The sequence below is a fragment of the Trinickia sp. LjRoot230 genome, assembly GCF_964253315.1.
In the GTDB taxonomy this organism is placed as follows: Bacteria; Pseudomonadota; Gammaproteobacteria; order Burkholderiales; family Burkholderiaceae; genus Trinickia.
In genome coordinates, this window is sequence record NZ_CAXUQX020000001.1 from 2,524,360 (window position 1) to 2,548,919 (window position 24,560).

The following is a 24,560-nucleotide window of genomic DNA, read 5'->3' on the forward strand; positions in this document are numbered from 1 at the left end:
CCGATGGTCAAAGGCACACAACAGCGGCTCAAAGCGCCGCCAGCAGATGCCGGGCCGCATATCGGGCCAGGCAGACCAGCGTGAGGGTCGGCGTGCCACGCATCTCGTCGGGCAGCACCGAGCCGTCGCACACGTGCAGATCGCGCAGCCGGGTCTCGAGCCGCGCATCGACGTGCTCGCCAATGCGCAGCAGCCCACCAACCCGACCCGCCGAGGTCAGGCCGAAATCGACGATATGTTTCGCGCCGGCCGCTCTCAGCACCGCGACGGCCGCTTGCCTGCCTTTGTCGAGTTTGAGTTGGTCGTCGCGGCCAAAGCGCTTGTGAAAATGTCCGTCAGCGCGCAGCTGGCCACCTGGCGCGTCGCTGACTTTCACGCCGATGCCGAGCGTCTCCGGAAATGCACGCAGATGCCGCCAATGCAGGCCGCCGAGCATCATCGGCCGGTGCAGCGCGCGCGCGACGTTGGCGTCGCCGAGTTCGATGCCGTCACCCGACTCGCCAAGCACACAGCCCATGCTGCCGACAAAGCCGTCCGTGCCCCGCATACCCGGCACAACCCCATAAAGCGCGTAACCAGGGTGGCAGTAAAAGCCGCGCGCACCGACATCGCGGATGCCGCACTCGCGCACCATTTGCGGCGACGCGAGTTCGCCGGCCGCAAGCACGACCTTGCGCGCGCGCGCTTCGCGCACGACGCGCTGAATCGGCGAGCGTCGCTCGCGATACACGACACCCACCGCGCGCGTGCCGTCGACCACAATTCGCTCGACCGTGGCATGCGTCACGAGCGTCGCGCCGTCGTGAACGGCGTCCTCAACATAGCGTCGCGCCTTCCATTTCGCCTCGTACGCGTAGCCCGAGGCGCAGCGCGAAACATCGACGAGCATCTCGTGTTTTCGCCAGTCGTGGCCGAGCGCCACTGCGCCTTCGCGCAGACGGCACGCCTGCGGGCTGAGCAGCGTATCGGGCAGCTGCCCCATCGGCAACTCGGCTCGCACGGCTGCGAGTTCGTCGGCAAGCTCGATGCCGTGCGTGCGGAACAGATCGAGCGGAGGCTCGGTGGCCACGCCGAAATACAGTGCGGTCGAGCCACCGGCTGTCAGCGCACGAACGGTCGAGAGCCCGCCCGCGCCGAGCTTGACCGTGTCGGCAATCGCAACGATGCCGCCCAACGTTTCCTTGAGCGGCGCATTGCCACCGCGCTCGAGCAGCAGCACGCGCTTTCCGGCGCGGCTTAGCTCGCGCGCGATAGTCGCGCCACAGGTGCCGGAGCCGACGACAATCGCGTCGAATTCGCGCACCTCGCGGCCCGGGTCTGCGCTAGCGTGGGTCAGGTGTTTCATATGTTCACCGCCCGTTCGCCCTCGGACGCGAGGTGCCCACCCGGCCCGCTTCCACTCGTGCCCACCAGCTTTGCGATCTGTGCTGCCGGCCCCGCATCGAGCATCGTGAAATGATCGGCGTCGATCTCGCGGATTTGCAGCGCACCGCCGACGAACGCACTCCACCCGTAGTCCTGCGGCGCACCGGCAAAGCCGTTGCGCGCGCGCACCAGCAGCACTGCGGTGCCGAACGGCAGCGCCTGCGGCGCATAGGCGCGGCAAGCGCGCTCGCTGGCGGTCGCAGCATCGAAGCGGGCCGTGAATTGTGCGCGAGAAATGGCCACCCCGCGTGCGGCGATCCGTTCGTACAGATAGCTGCTGCGAGCATGCTCGGGCACTTGCCGCAACTCGCGCGCGTCGAGCTCGACGCTTGCGCCGAGCAAGCTCGCGAAGCGTCGGAATACCGCCGCCGTCGGCTCGCTGATATCGTCGTCGCGCAGCATCGGGCAAAGCGTATCGAGCAGCACCAGCGACGACACCGGGGTGCCGAACACCGCCAGTTGCCGCGCCATCTCGAACGCGACCACGCCGCCATTCGAATAGCCAAGCAGCCGATACGGCCCGAACGGCCGCATCGCGCGCAGCAGCGCCACATTCAGCCCGGCGATCGCTTCAATCAGCGTCATCGGCGGCTCCTTGCCGTCAAAGCCGACCGCCTCGATACAGTAAAACGGCTGGCGGGCACCGAGCGCGTGACTGAGCTGGTGCAGCGACAGCGCACTGCCGCCCGCGCCCGGCAGTGCAAAGATCGGCGCAACGTCGCCATCGGTCTGCACGGGGACCAGCAAGCTGGCGCTCGCCGGCGTGCGGACTGGCGGCGCGGCAGCGGCCGTGTTGGTCGTGTTGGTTGTTTCGGCTGCCAATGGGGCAGTCGGTTCGACAGCGGGCGCGGCAATGGTCGCAAGCTCGGCCAGATGCGCGGCCAATGCGTCGATGCGCGGATGCCGGAAAATCGTACTGGGCGCGACGCTCACGCCGAGCAGCACATCGATGCGCTCGATCAGCCGCGCAATCGCCATCGAATTCATGCCAAGTTCGATGAATTCCTGATCGGTCGGCACCGCATCGGCCGCCCGCCCGACGTGGCGCGCGACCTCCCGCTGCAACAGGTGCGCAATCGCATGAATCGGCGTTTGCTCCGGGCGAACGCCGTCGCCTGACGCATGCGGGCCGCGCGTGGCGTCATTGCGATCAACCGAGTCATCGGGCGCGTCCGGCATCGCGCTGGCCACGTCATGCGCGCCGATCCAGTACCGCTGCCGCTCGAATGGATAACCGGGCAGCGTGACCGGCTGCGCGGGCGATGCGGTCCAGAGCGTGTCCCACGGTATGGCCACGCCGTTCACCCATAATCGTGCGACGGCGTCCCACTGGCCTGTGAGCGCCGCTTGCTCCAACTGCACGCGCGCGATGTCCGGGCCGATTACCCCGGCGAGCAGGTTGGCGCGCGCTGCGCCCGACGAGCCGTAAAAGACACCAAGCGCATCGAGCCCGAGCGGCTCGCGCAGGCCCATCGAGAGGACCTGCGCAAGCTTGTCACGCAACACCTCACGCGACGCGGCCACGACCGCGAGCCGCGCATCGAACAGCGCGCGGCCGGTCTGCGCCGTGTAGATCAGATCGTCGAAGATCACTGGCGCATCGTCGCTGGACAGGAAGTCCAGATAGCGCTGCACGTAGTCGGCAAGACGCGCGGGCTCCCGTGCCGACAGCACGAAAAGCCGCTCGGCTGGCGCGGCCGCGTGTGGCTGCGAGCGCACCGCTCCATGCTCTTCGAGCAGGATATGCACGTTGGTGCCGCTGTCCGCAAACGAATTGACGCCGGCGCGCACCGGCATACCGGCCTCGCGGATCTCGTCGAACCCGATCGCGCGAGCCGCGACGTAGAGCGGATGCGTGTCGCTGTCGATATCGATGAAGCGGCTGATCGAGCGCGTCGACAGCGTCGCCGGAAAGCGCTGATGGTGTAGCGACAACGCGACCTTGATGACATTGACTACGCCGCTCGCCGCTTCGACATTGCCGATATTGCCCTTGACGCTGCCGAGCGCGCAGCGCTTCGCGCCGGGCACGCGCTGCGACGGCGCACCCAGCGCACCCTTCACGCCTTCGAACTCGAATGCGTCGGCCCATTTGGTCGCATAGCCGTCGACCTCGATATAGCGCACTGACTCCGCCGCGACCGACGCGCTGCGATAGCAACTCGCAAGGACGTCGGCGATCGGCTCGTGGCGCACTTCGGACAGGCTGCGCGCCGTGCCCCGGTAGTTCTGGCAACAGCCTTTGATCAGCGCATAGATACGGCGGCGTTCGCGCTGCGCGTTCGCTGTGCGCATCATCACGAGCACACCGACACCCTCGCCGCGCGTGAAACCGCACGCCGCATCGTCGAATACGCCGCTCGTGCCGTCCGGCGACAGCAGCCCATACTGCGATGAGGCGATGTAGTCCTGCGCGAACAGGTTCAGCGACACACCCGCGGCGAGCGCAATGTCGCACTCGCCGTTCGCCAGCGCTTGCCAGGCCCGGTTGATCGCGACTGCCGACGACGCGCAGTTCACGTTGATGGCCTCGCTCGGCCCGCGCAAGTCGAACGCGAACGAGATGCGGTTGGCAAGATAGTAGGTCGGGCTCGACGAGCTGAAAAGCGGGCCATCCGCGAGCCGCTGAAAATCGAAACGACGCAGATACTGCTCATACTCCGCATACTGATAGCCAACGAACACCCCCGTGCGCGAGCCCGCAAGCGAACGCGGGTCGAGGCCCGCGTCTTCGAACGCATGCCAGGTCTGCTCGAGCAGCAGACGCATTTGTGGGTCCATCGCGTCAGCTTCGACCGGCGTCACGCCGAACAACGGCGCGTCGAAGCAGTCGACGCCGTCGAGCAGCGCGCCCCACTTCGATACCGTCTTGCCCGGCGTTGGCGTGTTGGCGTAGTGATCTTCCCAGCGCCAGCGCGATGCGGGAATCTCGCGCACGCTGTTTCTACCAGCCAGCAAGTTCGACCAGAACGTGCGAGCGTCGGGCGCGTCGGGCAGCCGGCAGCTCAGGCCAATGATCGCGATCCCATCCGCGCCGGCGCCCCCCCACTCGCGCCCGCCTTCGCTTTCAACTTCGCCCGCCTGCAGCGCCAGGCCATAGTGACGGGCCAAGTCACCCGCGTGGTCGGCCATTAGTGCATCGGCCACTTCGTCGATCGAATCGAATCGGTCGCCCGACAGCTCCAGCGAATATGTGCGGCGCACGAACTCGCGCAGCGCATCGAGCGGTATCGCGGCGGCGCCCGCAGCCAGCTGCGGGGCCGGCACGACCAGCACACTCGCGAGCTCGCGCAGCGTCGTGGCAGCGGCGAACTGCGCGGGCGCGACGCTCACCGCGAACGCACGTTCGATCGATTCGATCAGCTCCATCGCGATGATCGAATCGATGCCGAGCCCGGGCATGTCCGCATCGACGTCCACGTTGCCTGGCGGCAGCCCGAGCGTCGCCGCGACGATGCCGGTCAGTCGGTCGAGCACTTCCATCTGCATGCCGTTCGACATCTCAGCCCCTCCCCATCTGAAACGCATGCAGGTCCTCCAGCACACGTTGCCGCAATCGGGCAGCGACCGGATCGGCAGGCGGCCCGACCTGTCCCATCGCGGCACGCTTGGCGGGCTGCGACCCGGCAGCCCCAGCCCCGCCGCCTGACAGCATGTGCCGCAGCCGCTCGGTCTGGCCTTCCATCACGAGCAACTGGCTGTGCTGGGTCGTGAGTCCCTGGCGCCAGGCAAAAAGACCGGTGGGCGTACGCATCGGCAGCAACCCGGTGCGGGCGAGCAGCCGTGCGCGCGCGTTCGCATCGAGCCGCATTCCGCCTTCCTCCCATAACGGCCAATTGAACGAGAGCGCGTGACCGCGCCGCTCGCCGGCGCGGGCGAGTGCGTTGCGCATGTGCGCGTAGGCATCCATGAAGCCGTTCGCCGTCGCGTAGTCGGCTTGCCCGATGTTGCCAAGCGCCGCGCTGACCGACGAAAACATCACAAAGAAATCGAGGTCGATCTCGCGCGTCGCGATGTCGAGGTTGAACGTTCCCGTCACCTTCGGCCCCAGCACGCGCTCGAACGTTTCGGTCTCCTTGTTGACGATCAGGCTATCGCTCGTCGTGCCCGCGCCATGCAGCAGCCCGTGCAATGCGCCGTAGCGGGCAACAACCGCCGCGACGGCGTCGCGCACGGCGTCGCGCCGTTCAAGGTCGAGCGCACGGTACGTGAGCTGGCTGGGCTCGACTGACAGCGTTGACACAAGGCTGCGCAGCCGATCCCGCTGTTCGTCGCTCAGCTCGGCCCACTGGGCACGCCCCGTCAACACGAGTTGCGCGCGCGGCACCTGGCGCAAGATGTCGGCGGCGAATAGCTGTCCGAGCGCGCCGAGACCACCGGTAATCAGGTAGACGCCGCGTTCGCGCAATGCCAGCGGCGTGTCGGAGGACGCATCCGCATGCGTCTCCCGCCACCGCGCGACGCTCGCGCGCACCCCTTCGTAGCGAAATACCGCTTCGCGTGGCGCGGCACGACACTCGCGCAGCCGCTGGGCAAGAGTCGCTTCGTCGCATGAGTCGTCCACCAATACGAGTTGCACGACGAGCTTCGGCTGTTCGATCCGCGCACTGCGCACCAGCCCCGCGAGGCCAGCGAACAGCGCATTCGCGCCGCTATGTGCGGCTACGATCTGGAACACAGCCGATTCATCCTGCCCCGCCCTCATGCGCTGTCGAAGCCGCTCGAACGACATCAGCGCTGCGACGCGATACTGTTCGGCCGGGTCCGAGCCGTCTGGCGCGCGCGCTTGCACAACATCGACATCGGACAGACCCGGTAGAAAGGCTCGCAACTGCGCACGCACGCGCACCGCGTCGAGATGAGGTAGCCCGCAAAGCACGACCTCGTGCGCACCCGCCGCACGCTGCAGCGGCGCGAGTCGCATTGCAGCAGCAGCGTCCTCCCAGACTGGCGCGGCGAGCACGCTGCCGACCGCGGCGCCGTGCAGCACCGTGACCGTCGCCGCAGGCGTAGCTGGCGCGGCGGGCGCGGACAGCTGCGCGTCGCTGACCCAATAACGCTGGCGTGCGAACGGATAGGTCGGCACGCTGAGCCGGCGTCGCGGCATTGAATGCAGCTGCCTCCAATCGATTCGCTGGCCCGTCACCCAGCGGCGCGCGAGCTCATCGAGCGCAAATGCATCGCCAGCGGTCGGCCTCGCTGCATCGCTATCAACGGTTCGCCCGCGTTCGACGCGCGCGCACCACCAGCGGCTGTCGCTCGCCTCGCCGGCGATGAATGCGTCGAGCCGGGCAATCAGGTCCTCGCGCGAATGCGTAACAATCGCAAGCCGCTCGTCCATTTCGTCGCGACCGACCTGCAACGTATACGCGAGATCGCCGAGGTCCCGGACGTCGCACGGCTCCTCAACATCGTCCTCTTGCGCGCGAAGATATGCAGCAAGCGCAAACGCATAGGCGCGCAGACGTTCGCCGTCGCGCGCTGACAGCACGACGATCTGCTCACCCTCAACGCCGGATGTCACGCCCGGCGCGACGTATTCCTCGATCACTGCATGCGCATTGGCGCCGCCCCAGCCGAACGCACTGACGCCCGCGCGGCGAGGCAGCGTCACACCGCCCGGGCCGCGTGACGCCTCCCACCGCGCCGTGCGCGCGGTGAGATAAAACGGTGAGCCGGCAAGATCGATGTGTGGATTGGGTGAGTCGCAATGCAGCGTCGCCGGAATCTGTCGATGCCGAATCGCGAGCAGCACTTTGAGCAGACCCGCGATGCCGGCAGCTGGCTCGAGGTGCCCGATGTTGGTCTTCACCGAGCCAAGCCCGCAATGAGGCGTGCTCGGCATCGGCTTGCCGTGGCGCGTGTAGAGTTCCGCGAACGCTTTTTTCAGCGCTTCGATCTCGATCGGATCGCCAAGGCGGGTGCCTGTCCCATGGCATTCGATATAGCCGACCGTCGCCGGATCGATTTGCGCGCGCTCGTATGCTTCGATCAGCAGCTCGGCCTGTGCCGCCGGGTTTGGCGCGGTCAGGTTCGTCACGCGTCCGCCGTGATTCTCCGCGGTGGCCCGAATCACCGCGCAAATCGGATTACCGTCCGCCTGCGCGTCCGACAGCCGCTTGATGAAAATCGCACCGACCCCTTCGCCGCGCACATAGCCGTCCGCATCCTGCGCAAAGGTCTTGCACTTTCCGTCGCGGCTCAGCATGCCAGCCGCGCTGAGCGAGATGTGCCCGGCCGGCGTCAGCATCACGTGCACGCCGCCGACGATTGCCATGTCGCTGCTGCCGCTATGAATCGATTCGACCGCGCGATGCAGTGCGACGAGCGAACTCGAACAGGCCGTGTCGAGCGGCGCGCTCGGGCCGCGCAGATTGAACAGGAACGAAATTCGATTAGCGAGAATCGAGTGCGCGTTGCCGGCGGCCGAATAGCCGTCGAGCGCGCAGCGGTGTTCGGCCAGAACGTCGACGTAATCCTGCGACGACACACCGACGAAGAGCCCCGTGCGCGTGCCTGCGAGGTCTGACACGCGCTGCCCCGAGTCCTCGATCGCGGACCAGACAGTTTCGATGAACAAACGCTGCTGCGGGTCCATCATTGCCGCCTCGCGTGGCGTGATGCCGAAGAGCAGCGGGTCGAACTTGTCGACTTCCCTCATGAAGCCGCCCCAGCGCGAGTACGACCGGTTCACGTCCTTGACCGGGTCGCCGTGCACCGCCTCCCAGATCCAGCGCTCGCGCGGAATTTCCGTCACCAGGTCGCGCCCGTCGCGCAGATTTCGCCAATACTCGTGCATGTCGTCGGACTGCGGCATGATGCCGGCCATGCCGACAATGGCAATCGGCTCGTCGTCGCGTCGCCCCCGTGCCACCACGGGCTTGCGAGCACCTGTGGCGCCCACCTGAGGCAACGGCACGGTGGCCGGCTTCGGCTGCGACGTTGCCGACCCCGCGCCATGCACCGCGAGCATGGCCGCGCCATGCTCGCGCACGAGCAGATCGGCAATCGCGTTGATCGACGGATATTCGAAGAACAGCGCTGGGTTCAGCTCCAGCTTGTAAGTCGCGTTCAGCGCGTTGGCAAAGCTCGTGAGGCCAAGCGAATCGAAGCCCAGATCGAGCAGAATGCTGTCGCGCGATAAATCGTCGGCTTCGAGCTTCAACAGATCGACGACCGTCCGTCCCAGCTGGTCAGCAACGGCCTGCAGCAACGTGTCCGGCGCGCGCGCGCCGGACGGCGCCGCAGCGCGCACGGCCGACGGCACCGTGAGGCCCAATGCCCGCTCGACCAACGCCCGCGTGCCGTTTAGCACCGCCAGTTGCGGCGGCGCTGCCAAGAGGCCAGCGTCGAACGCCGCCAGCCCTGCGTCGCGCGACAACGGCTCGATGCCGAGGGTATCCCGGAAGAATCGCTCAGTCGGCGCATCCAGCTTCATGCCGCCGTCGGCCCATAGCGACCAGTTGAAGCTGACGCTCCGGCCACGACGTGCGCCGGCTGCGCGCTGCGCCTCGCGACGCACAGCGAAGCTGTCGAGATAGTGATTCGCGTACGCGTAGTCGCACTGGCCGATGTTGCCGCCCACCGCTGCCAGCGACGAAAACAGCGCGAAGAAGTCCAAGTCGGCCTCGGCGGTCAGTACGTCAAGGTGATGCGCACCGAAGATCTTCGGTGCGCACACCGCGCTGATGTCGGCGCGCGTTTTGTTACGCAGCAAGGAATCACACAGCACGCCGGCGCCATGCAGCACGCCGTCTATCCGACCGAAGTGCTCACGGCAGGTGTCCACGACGCGGCGCGCATCGTCGCTATACGCGATATCCGCTTGCACATACAACACATCCGCGGCGTGCGAGCGCAATGCGACGAGCTTCGCCTCTTGGTCGCGCGACAACACGGAACGGCCCGTCAGCACCAGGTTCGCGCGGCAACTACGCGCGAGATGCTCCGCGAACAGCAGGCCCAGCCCGCCCGCGCCCCCGGTGATCAGATAGACGCCGCCGTGCCGCAGCGGGACCCCGTCTGTGCCCAAGCCCTCGAGCCCGGGCAACTGCTGCAGCGTACGAATCTCGCGCGTGGTGGCGTCGCGACGGATCGTGCGCGCCGCCTGCGCGCCCGCGTCGAGTTCGGTAAGCAGCGCGCGGGCGGTCACATCGGCATCCAGCACGCGGGAGCGGATCTCCAGCACCTTGCAAGCGAGCCGTGGATGTTCGAGCTCGAGCGTGCGGGCGAAACCATTGATCGCATCGTGATGCGGTTGCGGACCGGCCGACGCATTGCCGTAGAGGTACACCAGTTGCGCGCCGTCCGGCGCACCTATGGCAACGCATGCCTGACAGAGCGACAAAAACCCGTATACGCCGCGCTCGAACGCCTGTTCGAGTGCAAGCGCCGCATCGGGCGCATCGTTTTTGCCCCACGCATAGCAGATCCGCTCGAGCGGCCAACCGTCTGCCCGTAGCGCGGCGAACACGCGGGCGTAGTCGTCTGGATTGGCCGCGTCGATCGAGTAGACGCCGCCGCCTTGCGCCTCGAAACGCGGGCCTGGCTGCACCAGTGCGGTTGTCCGACCTTGCCGAACGCAGGCGTCGCGCAGTTGTGCATCGACGTCGAACAGCACCAGTGCGCCGCCCTCCGTGGCCATTTCGAGTGGGGCTGGCTGCCATGCGGGCGCGTAATACAGCATCCCGCGCGCATCGCCGCTCACCCGCGGTGGCGCGAGTTGCCGATGCAGGCTGGCGAGCGGCACACCGAGCGCATCGCGAATGCGCACAAGGACCTTGCCCGTCTCGTCGACGATCGCAACGTCCTCATGCGACACCGCTCCGCGCGCACTGGCGCGCGTCGTTACATAGCTGTAGCAACGCTGTGTGAGCGGATGCAGGATTTCCACCTCGCCAAGCGAATACGGCACTTTCATTTCACGCGCGCCGCTGCAAAGCTGCGCGGCAATGCCGGCTTGCATCGCCGCATCGAGCAGCATCGGATGCAACACGAAATGCTCCTGCGGTGCGTCGCCAGTCAGCGGCAACTCGATGCGGCCGAGCACTTCCCCCTCTCCCGAGTGGACCTCGCGCAACGCCTGGAAACACGCGCCGTAACGCATGCCAGCCGTGTCGAAGTGCGGATAGATCGATGCCGCAAACGCATCGGGCAACGGCTTGCAGCGTACTCGCACTGCCGCCAAGTCGACGCGCTCGCCGTCGTCGTCGTGCGATGCATCCTGCGAACCACCTCCGGCATTGCCATACACGAGCCGGCCTTGTGCATGAAGCCGTCGCTCGCCGGCTGCATCGTTGCTGAACACTTCGAACGACGCCGTCTCGCCGTTTGGCGTGAGCTCGATATAGGCGTCGGTCATGCCATCGCTCTCGACGGTCAGCGGACTGACCCACGTGATGTTGCGAAGGCTGCGCACCGGCCTCGCCGCCGCCAGCTCGCCCGCTTTGCGGGCCAGTTCGAGATACGCGGTACCCGGAAGCGTCGGCAACCCGGAGACGACATGGTCGCGTACGAAGCACTCGCGCGAATGGAACGTTTTCTTGAAGAGCTGGCGCTCGAACGTCGACTCGTTGCTGTCGAGCAGTGGATGCAGCACCACTGCGGATTGGCGCTGCGCCAAGGCTGTAAGGGACGTATTGATCGCCCGCCCGATCCAATGACGCCGGTCGGCGAACGGATAGGTCGGCAGCGGCGTACGCCGTCCGCTTTGCACGAAGGCCCGGCCATCACAGAGCAGCCCGCTCACCCACAACTGAGCGAGCTTGCGCACGTCGCCGCTGCGCGAGATCAACGCGACGAACTGCTCCGCCTCGGTGCGGCTCAACAGTTTCGTCAGCGACCCGGCATCGGCCGCCTGGCCGCTCAACGTGTTTGCGTCGATCCGCCCCTCGGCGAAGGCCGTGAGCCTGTCCGCCAACTGGGTCAGGTCACTCGCAACGACGACGAGCCGATGATCGAACGGTTTGCGGCCGTTTTGCAACGTATACGCGACATCGGCCAGGCGCGGGGCAACGCCCCCGCGTCGCAGGTGTGCGCTCAGCCGTGCCGCCATCTCGCGTAGCTGCGCCGCGTTGCGCGCCGACAGCGGGAAAGCCAACTCACGTTGGGCGCCCTCACCGTCACCGTCGCCCTGGGCGCCGTTCAGTCCCGCGTTCGGCTCCGCCTCCGGCAGATACTGCGCGAGCACGACATGCGCATTGGCGCCGCCTGCGCCGAATGAACTGACACCGGCGTACAGCGGCTCTCCGGTGCGCCGGGACCGCCACGGCGTGCGCGCTTGCTGGACACGAAACGGCGTGTCCGCGAAATCGATATGCGCGTTGGGCCGCTGCGCATGCAGCGACGGCACCAGTTCGCCGTGTCGCATCTGCAACAGCACTTTCATGACCCCGACGATGCCGGCCGCAGCTTCGAGATGCCCGATATTGGTTTTGACCGAACCGATCGCACACGATTGCGCCGGCAGTTGCGCCGAAGCGAATGCGTTGCACAGTCCGGCAATTTCGATCGGATCGCCTAGCTCGGTGCCGGTGCCGTGTGCTTCGACATAGCCGATCATGTCGGGGGTCACGCCAGCGCGCGTAAGGGATGCCGCAATCAGCTCACCCTGTGCTTGCGGGCTCGGCACCGTGTAGCCCGCGGTGCGCCCACCATGATTGAGCGCGACGCCCTTGATAATGCCGTACACGTGATCCCGGTCTCGCAACGCATCGTCGAGCGGCTTGATGAACAGCGCGCCAACGCCCTCGCCCGCCACATAGCCGTTGGCGCCCGCACCGAACGCACGGCACACCCCGTCATCCGACAACGCACCACCGGCCCGGTTGACGTCGAACTTATGCTGATGCGAATCGAGATTGACGCCGCCGACGATCGCGCTCGCGCAGTCACCGCGACGAATCGCCTCGCAAGCGAGATAAAGCGCCGTGAGACTCGACGAACAGGCGGTATCGACGCTCAGGCTCGGCCCGCCGAGATTCATCCAGTACGACACCCGGTTCGCGATGCTCCACAGAAAAGAATTCGGGTTCGCGTCATCACCAGCGAATTTGGCCTCCACGCCCGCCATCTGGTACATGGCCCAGACGGCGCCGACAAACACCCCCACATCGCCCGCCGCGCCGTTGGCGCCGAGGAGTTCGGGATAGTAGCCGGCGTCCTCGAGCGCCTCCCAGGCGACCTCGAGAAACAAGCGTTCCTGCGGATCGAGTAGTTCGGCCTCACGTGGCGAGATGTTGAAGAACAGCGAGTCGAAGCGGTCGATGCCATCGATGAAGCCGCCGCGGTACGCTCGCGAGAACGCGGTATGCGCGCGCAGCGCGAGCCGCTCGGCCGGCATTTCGGTCACGCAGTCGCGACCGGCGCACAGGTTGTCCCAGAACTGCGCAAGCGAGTCCGCCATCGGGTAACGCCCCGCCATGCCGACGACCGCAATGGCGCGGTCAGCCTGACCGGGTACGCATATCGACGGCGCCGTCGATCCATCCATCGTCGGGACGGCAGACGCGCTGGCGGCCGCAGCGCTGGCGTCCCCGGTCACGAGTGCATTTGACGCCAGGCGGTGATACCGAACCAGCCGATACGCCGCATGCGGATTGCCGATCACGTCGTTCGCGCCGCCCGCTGGCACGACCTCAGGGATATTGCATCGCGTGTCGAACGCGCAGGTCAAACGCGCGATCAGCTCGTCGACTTCGGCGGTCTTGAGGCCGGTCGGAACAGCAAGCCGGACCATGCCGCCGAGCGGTCCGTCCTTATGCATACCGGTGCTGTGCGCGCCGCCGCGGATGCCGGTGCGCGCATAGAGCCACGCCAGAAACGACGGCACCGGATACGCGAAGCCCGCGAAGTCTGGCAACTGCTTGACGTCGATCAGGATGCAATGGGCGCCTGCCGGCGCGACGAGTGGCACGCCCACCGCTTGCAGCGCGTCCCACGTGCGCGCGGCCGCCTGCACACGGCGCGCAACCCGCTCAGCAATGCGCTCGCGCGCTGCAAGTGCCTGACCGACAAGCGTGCGGCCGATCGCGTCGAGGCCGCCACCGTCGCACTGCTGCCGCTCTTTCAACGCACTGATGAGCGTATGGTCGTTGGTCGCGATTACACCGCCGCGATCGACACCGAAGTCTTTGGCCAGCGACCCCGTCACGACATCCGCGCACGCGAGGAGCTCATGCGCCATCGCCCAGAGCGTCTTTCCGGCGTGAGCAGCGTCGTGCTCGATCAGGTAGTGCGCGTTTTCGAGTACCCGCGTGGCGTCGATCACGAGCGCGATCCGGTGCGGCGTCAACAACGCCTTGATCGCACGCAGATGGTCGAGCGAAACCGGGTGGCCACCAGTGGCGTTGTTGCACAACTCGACCCAGACGCACGCGATGTTATCCGCGTGACGATTCACCTCATCGGTGAGCGCGTCCCAGTCGAGGTCGGCCTTATACGGCGTGCGCCCGGCCACGCGCAGCGCATCGCGATGCGGCAGCTCGCACGGCGTGAAGCCCGCGTCGATCTGCGCATACAGTCCGGACGGAAATAGCAGGTTCTGAGGCACGCGTCCGCGCTTCGGCCATACGCTGCACAGGAGCGCCTCGGCTGTGCGCCCGGTGTCGGTCAATAGATGGTGAGCGAACCCGAACGCGCGTCGCAGCGTCGCGTCGACATCGACCGGCGCATCGAGTTGCGCGTGCACTCGGCTCATCGCGCGCCGTACGTAGTCCGTATCGAGTTGCGCCCAAGAGTCCGTTTTCAGATCGAAGTCGATCTGCTCGGCAGGCAGATTGAGCGGATTGAAGCCGTGCGCGGCGAGCGTGCGCGAACGCGTGTCGCCATCGATCCAGGTTTGCGGGCCAGCCGGGTCCCGGCTCGCATCGGTCGGCTCCCGGCCTGCCGCGAGCGTATGGTTCTCATTGTCGGGCGTTTGCATCCGCGCGGGATCGGCGATCATCAGAATGATGTCGATCACATTATCGGCACAGCCGCTGCCCGCCGGCCGGCACAAATAGATCGTGCGATTCTCCGGCCTGAATTTGTTCTTGAATTGGAGATTGCCGTCGTCGTTGAAGAGCTTCTGTGCACGAAGTTCGTCGAGCATGCGCTCCACGTCATGATCCGCGTCCGGCCCCTCTCCGGCGTCGAGACGACAACCATATGTGCCGCCGAGGCTCAACAGATCGCAGCCTTCGCTCGCAAGCACGCTGATGATATTGACGATCGCGTACTCCAGCCCACCCGACGGCATCTCAGGCGGATAGAACTCGAGATCCATCAGGTAGCCGTCGTATCCCGCTGCGGTCATACGCGAGATCAGGATCGCGTTTTGCAATACGTCGTCGACATAGGTCAAAAAGAGCCGATGTTGCTTGTCGATCCGACCGGTCAAAATCTCGTCGCGAACGATATGAATCAATGGATTGACCATCGATTTCGTGTCGCACCAACGATCGATCAGGCGAGCGATATCCCGGTCCACGTCGGGTACGCTGCCGCATCGATATTCAACGGTTCGGCATATTCCGGCCTTCTCGAATTTTGACACCTGATAGCGCAGCCGACGCATCGCGCCGCCTTCGAGCGAGAACGCTTGGAGATTGCGCACTCGTTGCACGACACCGAATGGCGTCGACGAGAACTTCACGTCACCGATCTGCCCGATGACTTCGTCCGTCAGGATGTTGAGCTGATACTGCCGCGCGTCGCAGTAGCGATGAAACTCCGCCGCCGCCTCGGAAAAATAATCGGCTGGCCCTGTGTACGCATAGGCGATGACGACGTTTTTGCTGCGGCCGTAGTGAAAATAGCCGCGGCGCGCACCGCCGATAAAGAGGTTCGGCGCGATACTGCGTGTGCCGCGCGACACGCTGCCTTCATTGCGATGAGCCGCGCATAATGCATCGATCTGAGCGTGCAGTTCGGGAAATGCGGGCAGATCCTTTTCGAGCATGAGGATGCTTGCCGGGCTTGCCTCGATCGCCAACGGCGCAGGATCCGAGCTGACCACCACGCGCGGCGCGTCGACCGCTATGGGTTGAATGCCAGGTTGGATGCGATGCACTGCACCGAACTTCGTGCTCACTGCCTCGCGATGCCGGTCCACGAAATAGCTGGCCAACAAATCGATATTGAAATACTCGAACACCAACGTCTTGGGTAGCCGGCCGAAATTGGCTTCGAGTTGCTTGATCAGCTTTAAAATGCGGAACGAATCAAGTCCGAGTTCGCCGAATGGCGTTGCCGCATCGAGCTCGACGAGCGCGGTGCCGGGATCGGCCACGAGTTCGGCCACCAGCGATTTCAGCCAGGACCGGATTGAAGCCAGGCCATGTTCTCGATCGAATCGTTCATATTCAGTCATTGCAGCAGGCACTGCATGCACAGTAGTCACCGCATCCAATAGGAAGGCGCGCAACAGCCGAAACGGCATGCGCGGCTATTCGACAGCGCAGTTGCTGGAAACTGGGGCGAGGCATGAATCAATGCGCGTTCCGATTACCCGGCGACGTCATTACGACACCTACTGCGTCAGCTGATTGCACTGCCGGTTCGTCGTCGCCGCACGCGGCTTTTCGGCGCACTTGAATTCACTGAAACAACTATATCAAGGCGATCTCGAGCATCATTCGTGCGGAGCGCATCGTAGCGGGACAACACGAATAAGAAATTTTTCGCATTGATCCGCCTTTCTTCGCCCACCTCGTCGACGCGTGTTCGTACGGCCGTGAAGACAGGCTCGACACCGCCGTTGCGGCGAAGCGGCGTTATGCTGAGTGGATGCTGGGCAGACGTTTGTGTATAACGACATACCCTCAGCTAGGTTATCCGTAACGCCCGAGATCCGGAACCTTCGGTACGTTCCACGACAAGTCATCATTGTCGGGCACCACCTTCAATTGATCACGCGGAACATCGTCGGCCGAAACCTCGATTTCCATCAACGGCATCTGATTTTTTCTCGCTCGCCACTCGAGCGAACTGAATCTGGGCGGATTGGGCCAGCCCTTCGGAAGCGTGGTCGAATCGCGGGCGAACGCTTCAAATCCGTCTGGATGTAGCACGTAAACTTTTGCCGTTACGTGAGCCATGGCCTGCCATAGCGACTCGGTCACAGCAAATCGATTCTCTGCCATCGGTGTCGCAGATACCCAGAGGCGGTGTCCCGGATTCTTGTGGTTGTATGCGCTGCGCTTGAGCCCCCAGATCACCGCATGAGCGGTATCGTGTGTCGCCGATATCGCCGGGAAGCCATATTTAAAGGCTTTCCCGTTCGCTCTAAGATGCGGCTGGCGGATCTCGAGTTCCGTCAATCCGGACTGGTCTGTTCCATGGTAGAGAATTTCTGGGTTAATCGTCCGCATTCCCGAGGGACGTTGCGCCGCAATCCAATTCAAAGCCGCCCGCCCTTTTATCCTTCCTTCCTCGATCTGAGTAAAGACCGGATCCGTAATGTCAACCAACTGAGCGAGCTTGAACAATCGCCAAACCTCCGCTGCCGACGATTCCCGCGTCGGAAGCGGAGCGCGCCGTTGCCGGAAAGATTCAGGCAACGCGGTCGATATTTCAGCATCTCGTCGCAGAGCGTCGAACTTGGGATTGAGAGGTTGCGTAGACGGGTCGGGTGGATTCTCTTTCTGCCCTACAGGTTTATCCGATGCATCCGCATAAGCATGTTGCGAAACGTCGTCGCGCGGTCGAATAGGGTCGTTCATGTGCAAGACTGAGATTGATGGGGTTCGCCATGTGCCGTCACCTTCAAGATAAACCCTCCGATAATTCTGAAACGATAGGAGGAGGAGAAGATAGGCCGATGCGTGGGACGGGGTAGAACGCGCGCCGAAGGCGGCAACATTCGGGCGAACAACCGGTCGGGTTTTCCGCGCTCTTAACGTTCGTTTTGATAGGCGATTATTCGGTTGGCATAGATGAAAAGGCGATCGGACGGGTACGATGGCCGGTTTCCCTCCTTGATCGCAAAGCGAATGAGTATCAATCCTGCCGGTTCCAATCCAGATAGATCTTCCGCCGAGAGGTTGCCTGAAGGCGAGCAGCCGCCGTCCGATTCCACGATGCCAGCCGATACTGCACCCGGCAGTTCGCGCGCGAGCTTCGGATTGGATTTGCCCACGCGAGAGCCCTCCGATGTGACGAGACCGACATCGACGCGAGCTACCTTTCGGGAAAAGCCGCGCGATGAAAAGCTGCTCGAATTCCTTGATGAGCTTGCTCGTGGCCCAGTCGTATCTTCGATGCCGGGCCGCCCCATTACGCATCTGAAATCGCTCGAAACGATTGCCCGTGATAGCGGTGTATCCGTCGAAGAATTGGAGGGTTACATTCGGAGCGAGATGAGCGCGTTCTGCGAAAGAGTTGGAACCGGTGCGTCGATCAATTCAGTCGAATATCAGAGCTTGGTCGATAAGCTCTACAACTTGTTCGTGCTTGTCGGCAATGCTGAGTCGTCGGCCTGGCTTGGCCATATGCGAAATTTTGATTCGTTCGTCGACCACTTTTGTCCTCAGGCAGACCTGGATTCGAAGCGAAGATTGGTTGACTGTGTAACATCGTTCGTTCAAATTTGCGTGCTGCCCATGGAGTTGTATCGACCGGACTTGCGCCTTAGGGGTGGTGATGCGGCCATGCCGGCTTATGCTGATCCGGGAAACTGGGTAAGGCTGCAATTTGAAGCGGCCTGGGTGAATCTGAGTGTGATTGAAGAGGCTCAGCGGTGGGCCGGTGAAGGTTTGGCGAAATACGAGAACCTGCTAGTCCACGGTACCGGTTCGGCTGCGATGCAGAACTTCGCAAAGAATGGTGCTATTTGGTCAGCCGCGATAGCGATCCAACATGGCGACAAGCTGGTGACGGGGGAATACGCGTATTCCCCCTCCCAGCAATCTGAGGCGTCGCGCGTGGACAGGCGCAGAGATCGGCATGTGTATACCGCGAGAGACGGCATGAATTCGCGACGATATACGACCCAGCGCTGGTTCGACGAAGCGCCGGTCACCTTCGGAATCAGTGAAAAAGCACAGCGCGAATACAATCGCGCTCAAGGCTTGGACCGCGTGCACACCGATAAGGGTGACGAGGTCTTGATCGGGCCTGCGGTTCCACTCGAGAACGTCGTTGCAATAGCGGCACCGAAAGCCAGAGAGGAAACGATGCGCTCGTGGATCGAAGCGCATTGCCGAAACGCGCAATTCATATCCTACGAGGCGGCTGATTTACTGAAATATGCCGGCAAACATCATGGCGAGCAAGGGACGACAACGCAGCGGCGCGGTGGGTTTGGCGGGGACGCTCACTTACTGTAGCCACTGCAGCCGCGACCTTGTAAAGGGGAGTTAATAACGGATAGTCGCGTCCGCAACCAAATGGACGCCTACGCTGTCGAACAACGCGATGTCCAGGCAACAATGTCGCGGAACCGCCGATGGCTTCGCATAGAGTGGCGCACCGATTCCCCACGGTGATCAACAATGCCGAACTTGGTTATTTTCGTGGGGTAACATCATGAGCGATCTCTCTGTCAACGGTGGCGCAGCAATCCCTGCCGCTTCCGAGCATTCGGATAGCCGCACTACATCGGAATCTGCAAAGCAGTCAACGTCCGCGCTTCCAACCAATGCGTTTTTGGGAGGGCTTCCGCGTTTGTCTAAACCTGGACAGTCCGACGAGGGCGGAAACAATTCCGACTTGGATGATCCGCTTAGGTCGCGCTACCAGCGTATGTTGGACTACATGCCGGTTGACGTAGAAGCAGGTCTCCGCGCGGCCCTGGCCAAATCGTCACAGCAAGACGACGACACCGGTGCCTAAACAAAAACAGCGCCTCGCGTGAGGGATGCAATCTGCTGCTGTGCGACAGCTTTATCTTTTCCGGGACGTTGATACGGCGCCAAGTTTTCTCGGCTTCCTCGATCAGCTTGAAGGAAGGTCGGCCGCGACACGCTGTTACGCGTGCGTCGCGCACCGTCGCGAACGTCGATTCAATCGCATTGGTGGTGCGCAGTTCGAGATGAGCGCGAAATCCATCGCGCATTCTTCGAAGTTCGGACGTTCGCACGTGAATTCGCCTCAGCCCTGCTTGGGATGATGCATTGCGGTATCTTTATAAACGCGAATGCTTCTCATTCGCATAAAAGATTCGATACAGCGACCGTGCAAACCGCGGGGACAACCTGCGCAAACACGCCATGCCCCAATCTGGATAAGAGGATAGATAACCCGTGTCATTTCCCCTTGGCTGGCCCAGCTCGTCTCACTTGGAAAAAACGTTGGATGACAAAATCCGCGAGCGGAGTGTGACTCCGCTGCGCGATATCGTCGCCCGAACAGAATGCCACCCTGTCTTGGAGGGCCTACCGGATCGCACCTCGATTTCGGCTTCGACGTCCCGGAGTTCGTGCACACCGACCTTGCTTCCGGCGTTGCTCAGCGCCTGGAAAGAACAATTCGATGCTCGCCAGGGCACTTATCGTGAAATGAAGCGGATCCTCGATGATGTCAAGTCTGCATCGAGTGCGAGCTGGCCAGCCGGCAACGTCGAATTGGCGACGGACGAAGCATCCGTTCTCGGGTTTTCGCGCGTGGTGAATTCCCTCTTCTCTCGCCTGGGCGAGCTCGGCGAAGTGTCGAGCGCTGGTTTGCCGCCGGGACTGATCGAAGGATGCGAGAAACTCGCAGCGGCGATAGAAGAGTGGGAAAACTGCCTCCCGAGGACACCGGCCGACGAGGCCGAAGACCATCACGATCGCGGCGGTGGTGCGGTCGTCGTTGACCTGGATGAGGCGGTACATGGCGTCTACGCATCCATCGCGTATCTGGTGCAGGCCCTGAAAGGCGGCGGCAGCATCACGAAGGAATTTTCCGACAATGCCCAGCTACTCATCCATTCACCGATCGGCTGGGTCAAGGACACGGGCGTGCCGCGTGGGGTCGCTGATTCCAGCATCGCGATCAGCGTGGCGGCCGCACTACTGCCGCTCGCTTTTCTGGCAATGAAGGCAGGCGTGGAAGAAATGCGAGGGGCGGCTCATACGCGCAAGGAAATAAGCGCAAAACTCACGCTGATCGAACGCGACATCCGAGGCATCGACCGGCTGCTTACCGCATCAGCCCAGCATGCAACGGGAGCGGGCCTACCCGCGAATGCGCGCGGGCTGTTGAGCTCATTGCGGGCCGCCAGCGAGGAGCGCGAGCGCGCATTGACGTTCTTACTCGACCAAAACAAAGCGGATGGACGGATCGGGCTTTTCTCGGCCGGTGCAGGCGTGTCGATCGCCACGAAAGCCGCAACCGACGTCGTAACCAAGACAGCTTTTGTCGCCACCGGCGCTCATCCCGCAGCGCTTTCGGCAGCCGGTGCAGCCGGTGTCGCGGGAACATTCGTCTTGGGGCCGGCAGCCGCGGCGGGCGCTATCGGGCTGGGTACCTATATGGTTCGGAAGTCGGACCAAAAACGCGACGCCTTTCGGCTCGACAAAAATGCGACCGAACAACACATCGCAGATTTGCTCGGGAAAGCCGATTCGACACCGGCAATCACTGCGTACCGTGAATTCCTGACGCAAGAACTCGGCCAGCACGATGCCTTCCTTGGTTATTACACGAAGTGGAACAAGCGTTTCCTGGCCGGAAGCACGCTGTATGGCGGCAGCGTGCTGGCGAAAGTCGCGACGGTCAGCGCCGTGGCGGCAGGCGCGACCCCCGTGGCCCATCCGGCCACGCTGGCAACGCTGCTGGCGTTGGGTACCGCTGGGGGTGTCGTGATGGGTGCGTCATCGCATCAGTTCCTCACGGGCCATGGACGTTTGCATCGGTATCAGGGGTACTACATCGACGATGATCCCGAACTGGATCGTGAATTTCTCGCGTCGCTCGATCTGCTCTTGGCTAATGGAGCCGATTCCGATCCGCTTGCCGGGCTCGAGCTTCGATCGGCGTTCCTATGGCAGATGTTGATGTGCGAAGACGAGCGGCAGACGCTGCTACAAAGCGTGTCGGACGATCTCGGCAAGCGCTACGCGGACCGACACACGTATCCCGCAGATCCCGACTTCATTCAGGAGAGGCGCGGCCCCCGGAGAACCGGAGCGCAACGGGCAAGGGACGTAGCGAAACGCGCAGTTGGCGACACGCGGGGGCGGCTGCGCGCTGCGATGCACTATGCGGGCCACACGATGCGAATGCACGGAACTGCAACGGCCAGGCAGGCCGCTCGAAGCGCTTGGAATGATTCGCGGGACTATTTGACGCGCGCGAGCTTGAAATCGTGGCTCGCCAACCCAGGGAACATCTCCGCGCAGATCGATATGATGACCGCCGTGTTGGATACGCAGCTCGGCTACATGGAAGCCAAGCTCGACGCCAAAACCGCTGCTTATGGCCATTTTGTTTCGCACGGTTCGAGGCAGCATGTCGGATCCAACGCCAATGTGCTCGACGCGCCCGACGGCATGAAGATGAAGAAAATTCTGGTCGCGCTTGACAAGGACCTGGAACACGACCATTTGCGCTACGCGCAGGCCATTGCAGTTCGAGCCAACCTGGGCGCTATCGCTGAACTCTCCCGTTCGGGAGCACTGATCGCCGAATCCGGGTGGTCAACGGCAATCGACCGATTCGTGACTTTGCAAAAAGGCGAAACGTATGACCCGCATGCCCGCATTCGCTCTCTCGACGCGAGTCGGCACGACCTTGCCACCTATTGGATGAAAGACGCGCCCAAGCGCTATCGGGATTTGCGCGGAAAATTGATCGAAACTGAGCTGCAAGCCACGCGGCTGCGGGAGCAAGTTGCGTTGACTTCTGCTTGAAGTCGATTGGGGGTGTCCCCCCGGGTCCTGGTACCGGGCGTGTTAGCAGCGCCATACCGAGATATGGCAAACCTCAGGCCCGACAGAGCGGGGGGTACGCCTCGGCGACTCAAAGCCCCAGAGTCGGTGTGCAAGCGGGCTGATCCCCGGCGGCAGGTGTCGCCGATCGACCCACTGCGGCCGGTCAATCCAGCGCGACATATAGGGCAGCTTTCAACGTACGTTCGGCTAGTCGCACTGTAAGACGGGAGTTCAGGCGGCGCCGCCAAGCTTTGCCAGGATTCTCCCGGCTCAAGGATTGGGATGTGCAGTACTGCTTCGCTACATGATGATCGTGACTTGATGGCATATTCTGCTCAAAATCAATACGTTAGATTGGAATGATGCCGAACTCGATGACCGGAGATTGTCATGTACCTGGAAGACCGGCTCAAGATATCGATCGCCAAACGGATGGCCGACGTGTTCTTGCGGACAGACTTCGCGCGCTTTGGCAGCGAAGCCCAGGTTAGTCGCGCGTTGCGCAAACTCGTTGAGGGTGGCGTTATCGTGAGGCTTGGGGTGGGCGTGTACGCGAAAGCAAAGCGTAGCGCCTTGTCCGGTCAGCCCATTCCTACGCAACCGGTGGAAGTCCTGGCCGAGCAAGCACTGACGAGGATGGGGGTGACGATCTACCCGTCCAGGCAGGCGGAACGGTATAACTCCGGCAGGACGACCCAACGGCCGGCGGGAGTAGTGATCAACACAGGGAATCGCCGCATCGGCAGGAAACTAGGTTTCGGTAAGAACACTATTCAATATGAAAACAATCTCAAGCGAGCAGAAAGAGCTTGTTGATGCTCTCGTTGCAGAGGGGCTTGCCGGAAGCGTCTCTGCGGCTATCCTTGAGAAGGATGTTCACGTTACTGACGCGTTACGTGCACTGGCTAAACTGCGGCATCCGAACATCACATTCGTGTTCTGCGGAGGAACGAGCCTTTCGAAGGCGTACGGGCTGATCGAGCGGATGTCAGAAGACATCGACCTGAAGGTGGTGCTAGATGCGGACCATGGATTGTCGAAGAATGGTTTGAGAACGCATCTTGGCAAGCTGAAAGACGCCGTCGTCGGTGTAATGATTGCGTTGGGCTTCGCTGTCGTCGAGGAAGAGAGGCGGGCGCTGAACGAAAATCGCTATTTCGCATCAGGGTGGCTCTACGAGACGCGATACGCCACGCACAACAGCTTGCGCCCGCATTTGAGTCTCGAGTTTACGGTGCGATCCACGCGTTTCGCGACCGAGCAGAAGCCTATCGGTTATCTGATCGATTAGTTCGCCAATCGGCAGCGAGGTGGATCGTTTGAGATGGCGTGTATTGCAATCGAAGAAACGCTGGCGGAAAAGGCGTTGTCCTTCCTACGTCGCATGCCGAACACCGGGCCGGCGTGCGAGAAAAGTGGGATAGCGCCCTCGTTCGCCATATCTACGACACTTACTGCATGGTTCGATCGGATCCTGGGTTGGTTGACCGAGCCGCTCTCCATTTCAGCGATCTCGTCGATTTTGACCGGAAGGAATTCCGCCTTCATCAGACATTCGTCGAAGACCCGAAACGATGCTTGATGGCTGCATTGACAGTCGCAGAATCCGAAGAGAAGACGCACCAGGAATATCAGGAAGTACTGATGCCGCTGATTTACGGGCACACACGACCAACGTTTGTTGAAGCGTTCAGCGTGTTCAAGCCGGCGGCATTGGCATTTCTAGGAACAACGCTCTGACGGGCCGGTCCAGATCGCCTGATATGACCGCGAATACCGGTCTTTGCTTCGCGCGGGTCCAGCTCATGGCGTGCCGCTCCCGGATGAACTTCGTCTGTTTGTAGACCGATCCGAGTTTGTCAGGAACCGCGTGCGCGAGCTGATGCTCGATCGCTTCCGGTTTGTGCTCGAGTCGCCCCGCAAGACCTTGATCTAGCGGGGTGCTTAGGAACACATCGGCATAAGCCGGAACATCTTTTGGTGCCCGGGACCGGACTCGAACCGGCAAGCCGTTAGGCGGCGGATTTTCGTCACACTACATCTTTCGATGCCAGCGATGCATCGCCGTTCGTGCGCTGGACTATGCCTTCGCCATCGCAACCGCACACTCACTCGCATGCAGTGTTGCATTAGGCGCCCCCCGTCTAGTCTCTACACCTTCCGCGACGCGTGATGCAACGTGTCGTGCACTTCTCGTCGGGCTTGGCTCGGCGTTGCCTCGGCACGTATTGAACGTATTGCGCCAGGGGTTTCACCGAATTTGAAGGGTTCTGCACCGACCGTTTCCAACCGGGCACTCAATGA

Annotated in this window: 9 protein-coding genes and 1 pseudogene; 5 read left to right on the top strand and 5 right to left on the bottom strand. The window is 62.9% G+C overall.

The window, feature by feature from the left end; translation table 11 throughout:
* Positions 1-28 precede the first annotated feature (28 nt).
* The 4 genes from ACSQ20_RS11590 to ACSQ20_RS11605 form a co-directional block, all read right to left on the bottom strand.
* Complete coding sequence (locus ACSQ20_RS11590) at positions 29-1,345, bottom strand: FAD-dependent oxidoreductase (protein ID WP_436020029.1); 1,317 nt, start codon at positions 1,343-1,345, stop codon at positions 29-31.
* Entirely contained in the window at positions 1,342-4,953 is a 3,612-nt protein-coding gene (locus ACSQ20_RS11595; RefSeq protein ID WP_436020031.1) for a beta-ketoacyl synthase N-terminal-like domain-containing protein, read from the bottom strand. Before ACSQ20_RS11595 ends, ACSQ20_RS11590 begins: the two co-directional genes overlap by 4 nt.
* On the bottom strand, positions 4,928-15,775 hold the full coding sequence (locus ACSQ20_RS11600; protein ID WP_436020033.1) for an SDR family NAD(P)-dependent oxidoreductase: 10,848 nt from the start codon (positions 15,773-15,775) through the stop codon (positions 4,928-4,930). Before ACSQ20_RS11600 ends, ACSQ20_RS11595 begins: the two co-directional genes overlap by 26 nt.
* A 460-nt stretch (positions 15,776-16,235) precedes the next feature.
* Entirely contained in the window at positions 16,236-17,126 is an 891-nt protein-coding gene (locus ACSQ20_RS11605) for a hypothetical protein (protein WP_436020035.1), read from the bottom strand.
* A gap of 270 nt (positions 17,127-17,396) precedes the next feature.
* Here ACSQ20_RS11605 and ACSQ20_RS11610 point away from each other — a divergent pair, with 270 nt between their 5' ends.
* A complete protein-coding gene (locus tag ACSQ20_RS11610) occupies positions 17,397-18,731 on the top strand; it encodes a hypothetical protein (protein ID WP_436020037.1) in 1,335 nt (444 codons plus the stop codon).
* Positions 18,732-19,288: 557 nt separating this feature from the next.
* Here the strand turns inward: ACSQ20_RS11610 and ACSQ20_RS11615 are convergent.
* Positions 19,289-19,435 (bottom strand): annotated as a pseudogene (locus ACSQ20_RS11615) (IS256 family transposase); the annotation flags it as partial.
* Between the two features lie 466 nt (positions 19,436-19,901).
* On the opposite strand from ACSQ20_RS11615, the gene ACSQ20_RS11620 reads away from it, so the two are divergent.
* The 4 genes from ACSQ20_RS11620 (at position 19,902) to ACSQ20_RS11635 (ending at position 23,996) form a co-directional block, all read left to right on the top strand.
* A complete protein-coding gene (locus tag ACSQ20_RS11620) occupies positions 19,902-22,235 on the top strand; it encodes a hypothetical protein (RefSeq protein WP_436020039.1) in 2,334 nt (777 codons plus the stop codon).
* 411 nt (positions 22,236-22,646) lie between these two features.
* Positions 22,647-23,072 carry a DUF6088 family protein gene (locus tag ACSQ20_RS11625; RefSeq protein WP_436020041.1) on the top strand — a complete coding sequence of 142 codons (426 nt, stop codon included), beginning with the start codon at positions 22,647-22,649 and terminating at the stop codon, positions 23,070-23,072.
* The gene (locus ACSQ20_RS11630) at positions 23,035-23,547 is read left to right on the top strand and encodes a nucleotidyl transferase AbiEii/AbiGii toxin family protein (protein WP_436020043.1); all 513 of its coding nucleotides are present in this window, start codon (positions 23,035-23,037) and stop codon (positions 23,545-23,547) included. Before ACSQ20_RS11625 ends, ACSQ20_RS11630 begins: the two co-directional genes overlap by 38 nt.
* 188 nt (positions 23,548-23,735) lie before the next feature.
* On the top strand, positions 23,736-23,996 hold the full coding sequence (locus tag ACSQ20_RS11635; RefSeq protein WP_436020045.1) for a hypothetical protein: 261 nt from the start codon (positions 23,736-23,738) through the stop codon (positions 23,994-23,996).
* The last annotated feature ends 564 nt before the right edge of the window (positions 23,997-24,560 follow it).

What these genes read in the sequence shown, in the direction of transcription:
- ACSQ20_RS11630 (WP_436020043.1), top strand. Translation starts at nt 23,035, where the DNA reads ATGAAAACAATCTCAAGCGAGCAGAAAGAGCTTGTTGATGCTCTCGTT.
- ACSQ20_RS11620 (WP_436020039.1), top strand. Translation starts at nt 19,902, where the DNA reads ATGAAGCGGATCCTCGATGATGTCAAGTCTGCATCGAGTGCGAGCTGG.
- ACSQ20_RS11600 (WP_436020033.1), bottom strand. Translation starts at nt 15,775, where the DNA reads ATGACTGAATATGAACGATTCGATCGAGAACATGGCCTGGCTTCAATC.
- ACSQ20_RS11625 (WP_436020041.1), top strand. Translation starts at nt 22,647, where the DNA reads ATGTACCTGGAAGACCGGCTCAAGATATCGATCGCCAAACGGATGGCC.
- ACSQ20_RS11610 (WP_436020037.1), top strand. Translation starts at nt 17,397, where the DNA reads ATGAGTATCAATCCTGCCGGTTCCAATCCAGATAGATCTTCCGCCGAG.
- ACSQ20_RS11590 (WP_436020029.1), bottom strand. Translation starts at nt 1,345, where the DNA reads ATGAAACACCTGACCCACGCTAGCGCAGACCCGGGCCGCGAGGTGCGC.
- ACSQ20_RS11595 (WP_436020031.1), bottom strand. Translation starts at nt 4,953, where the DNA reads ATGCGTTTCAGATGGGGAGGGGCTGAGATGTCGAACGGCATGCAGATG.
- ACSQ20_RS11605 (WP_436020035.1), bottom strand. Translation starts at nt 17,126, where the DNA reads ATGAACGACCCTATTCGACCGCGCGACGACGTTTCGCAACATGCTTAT.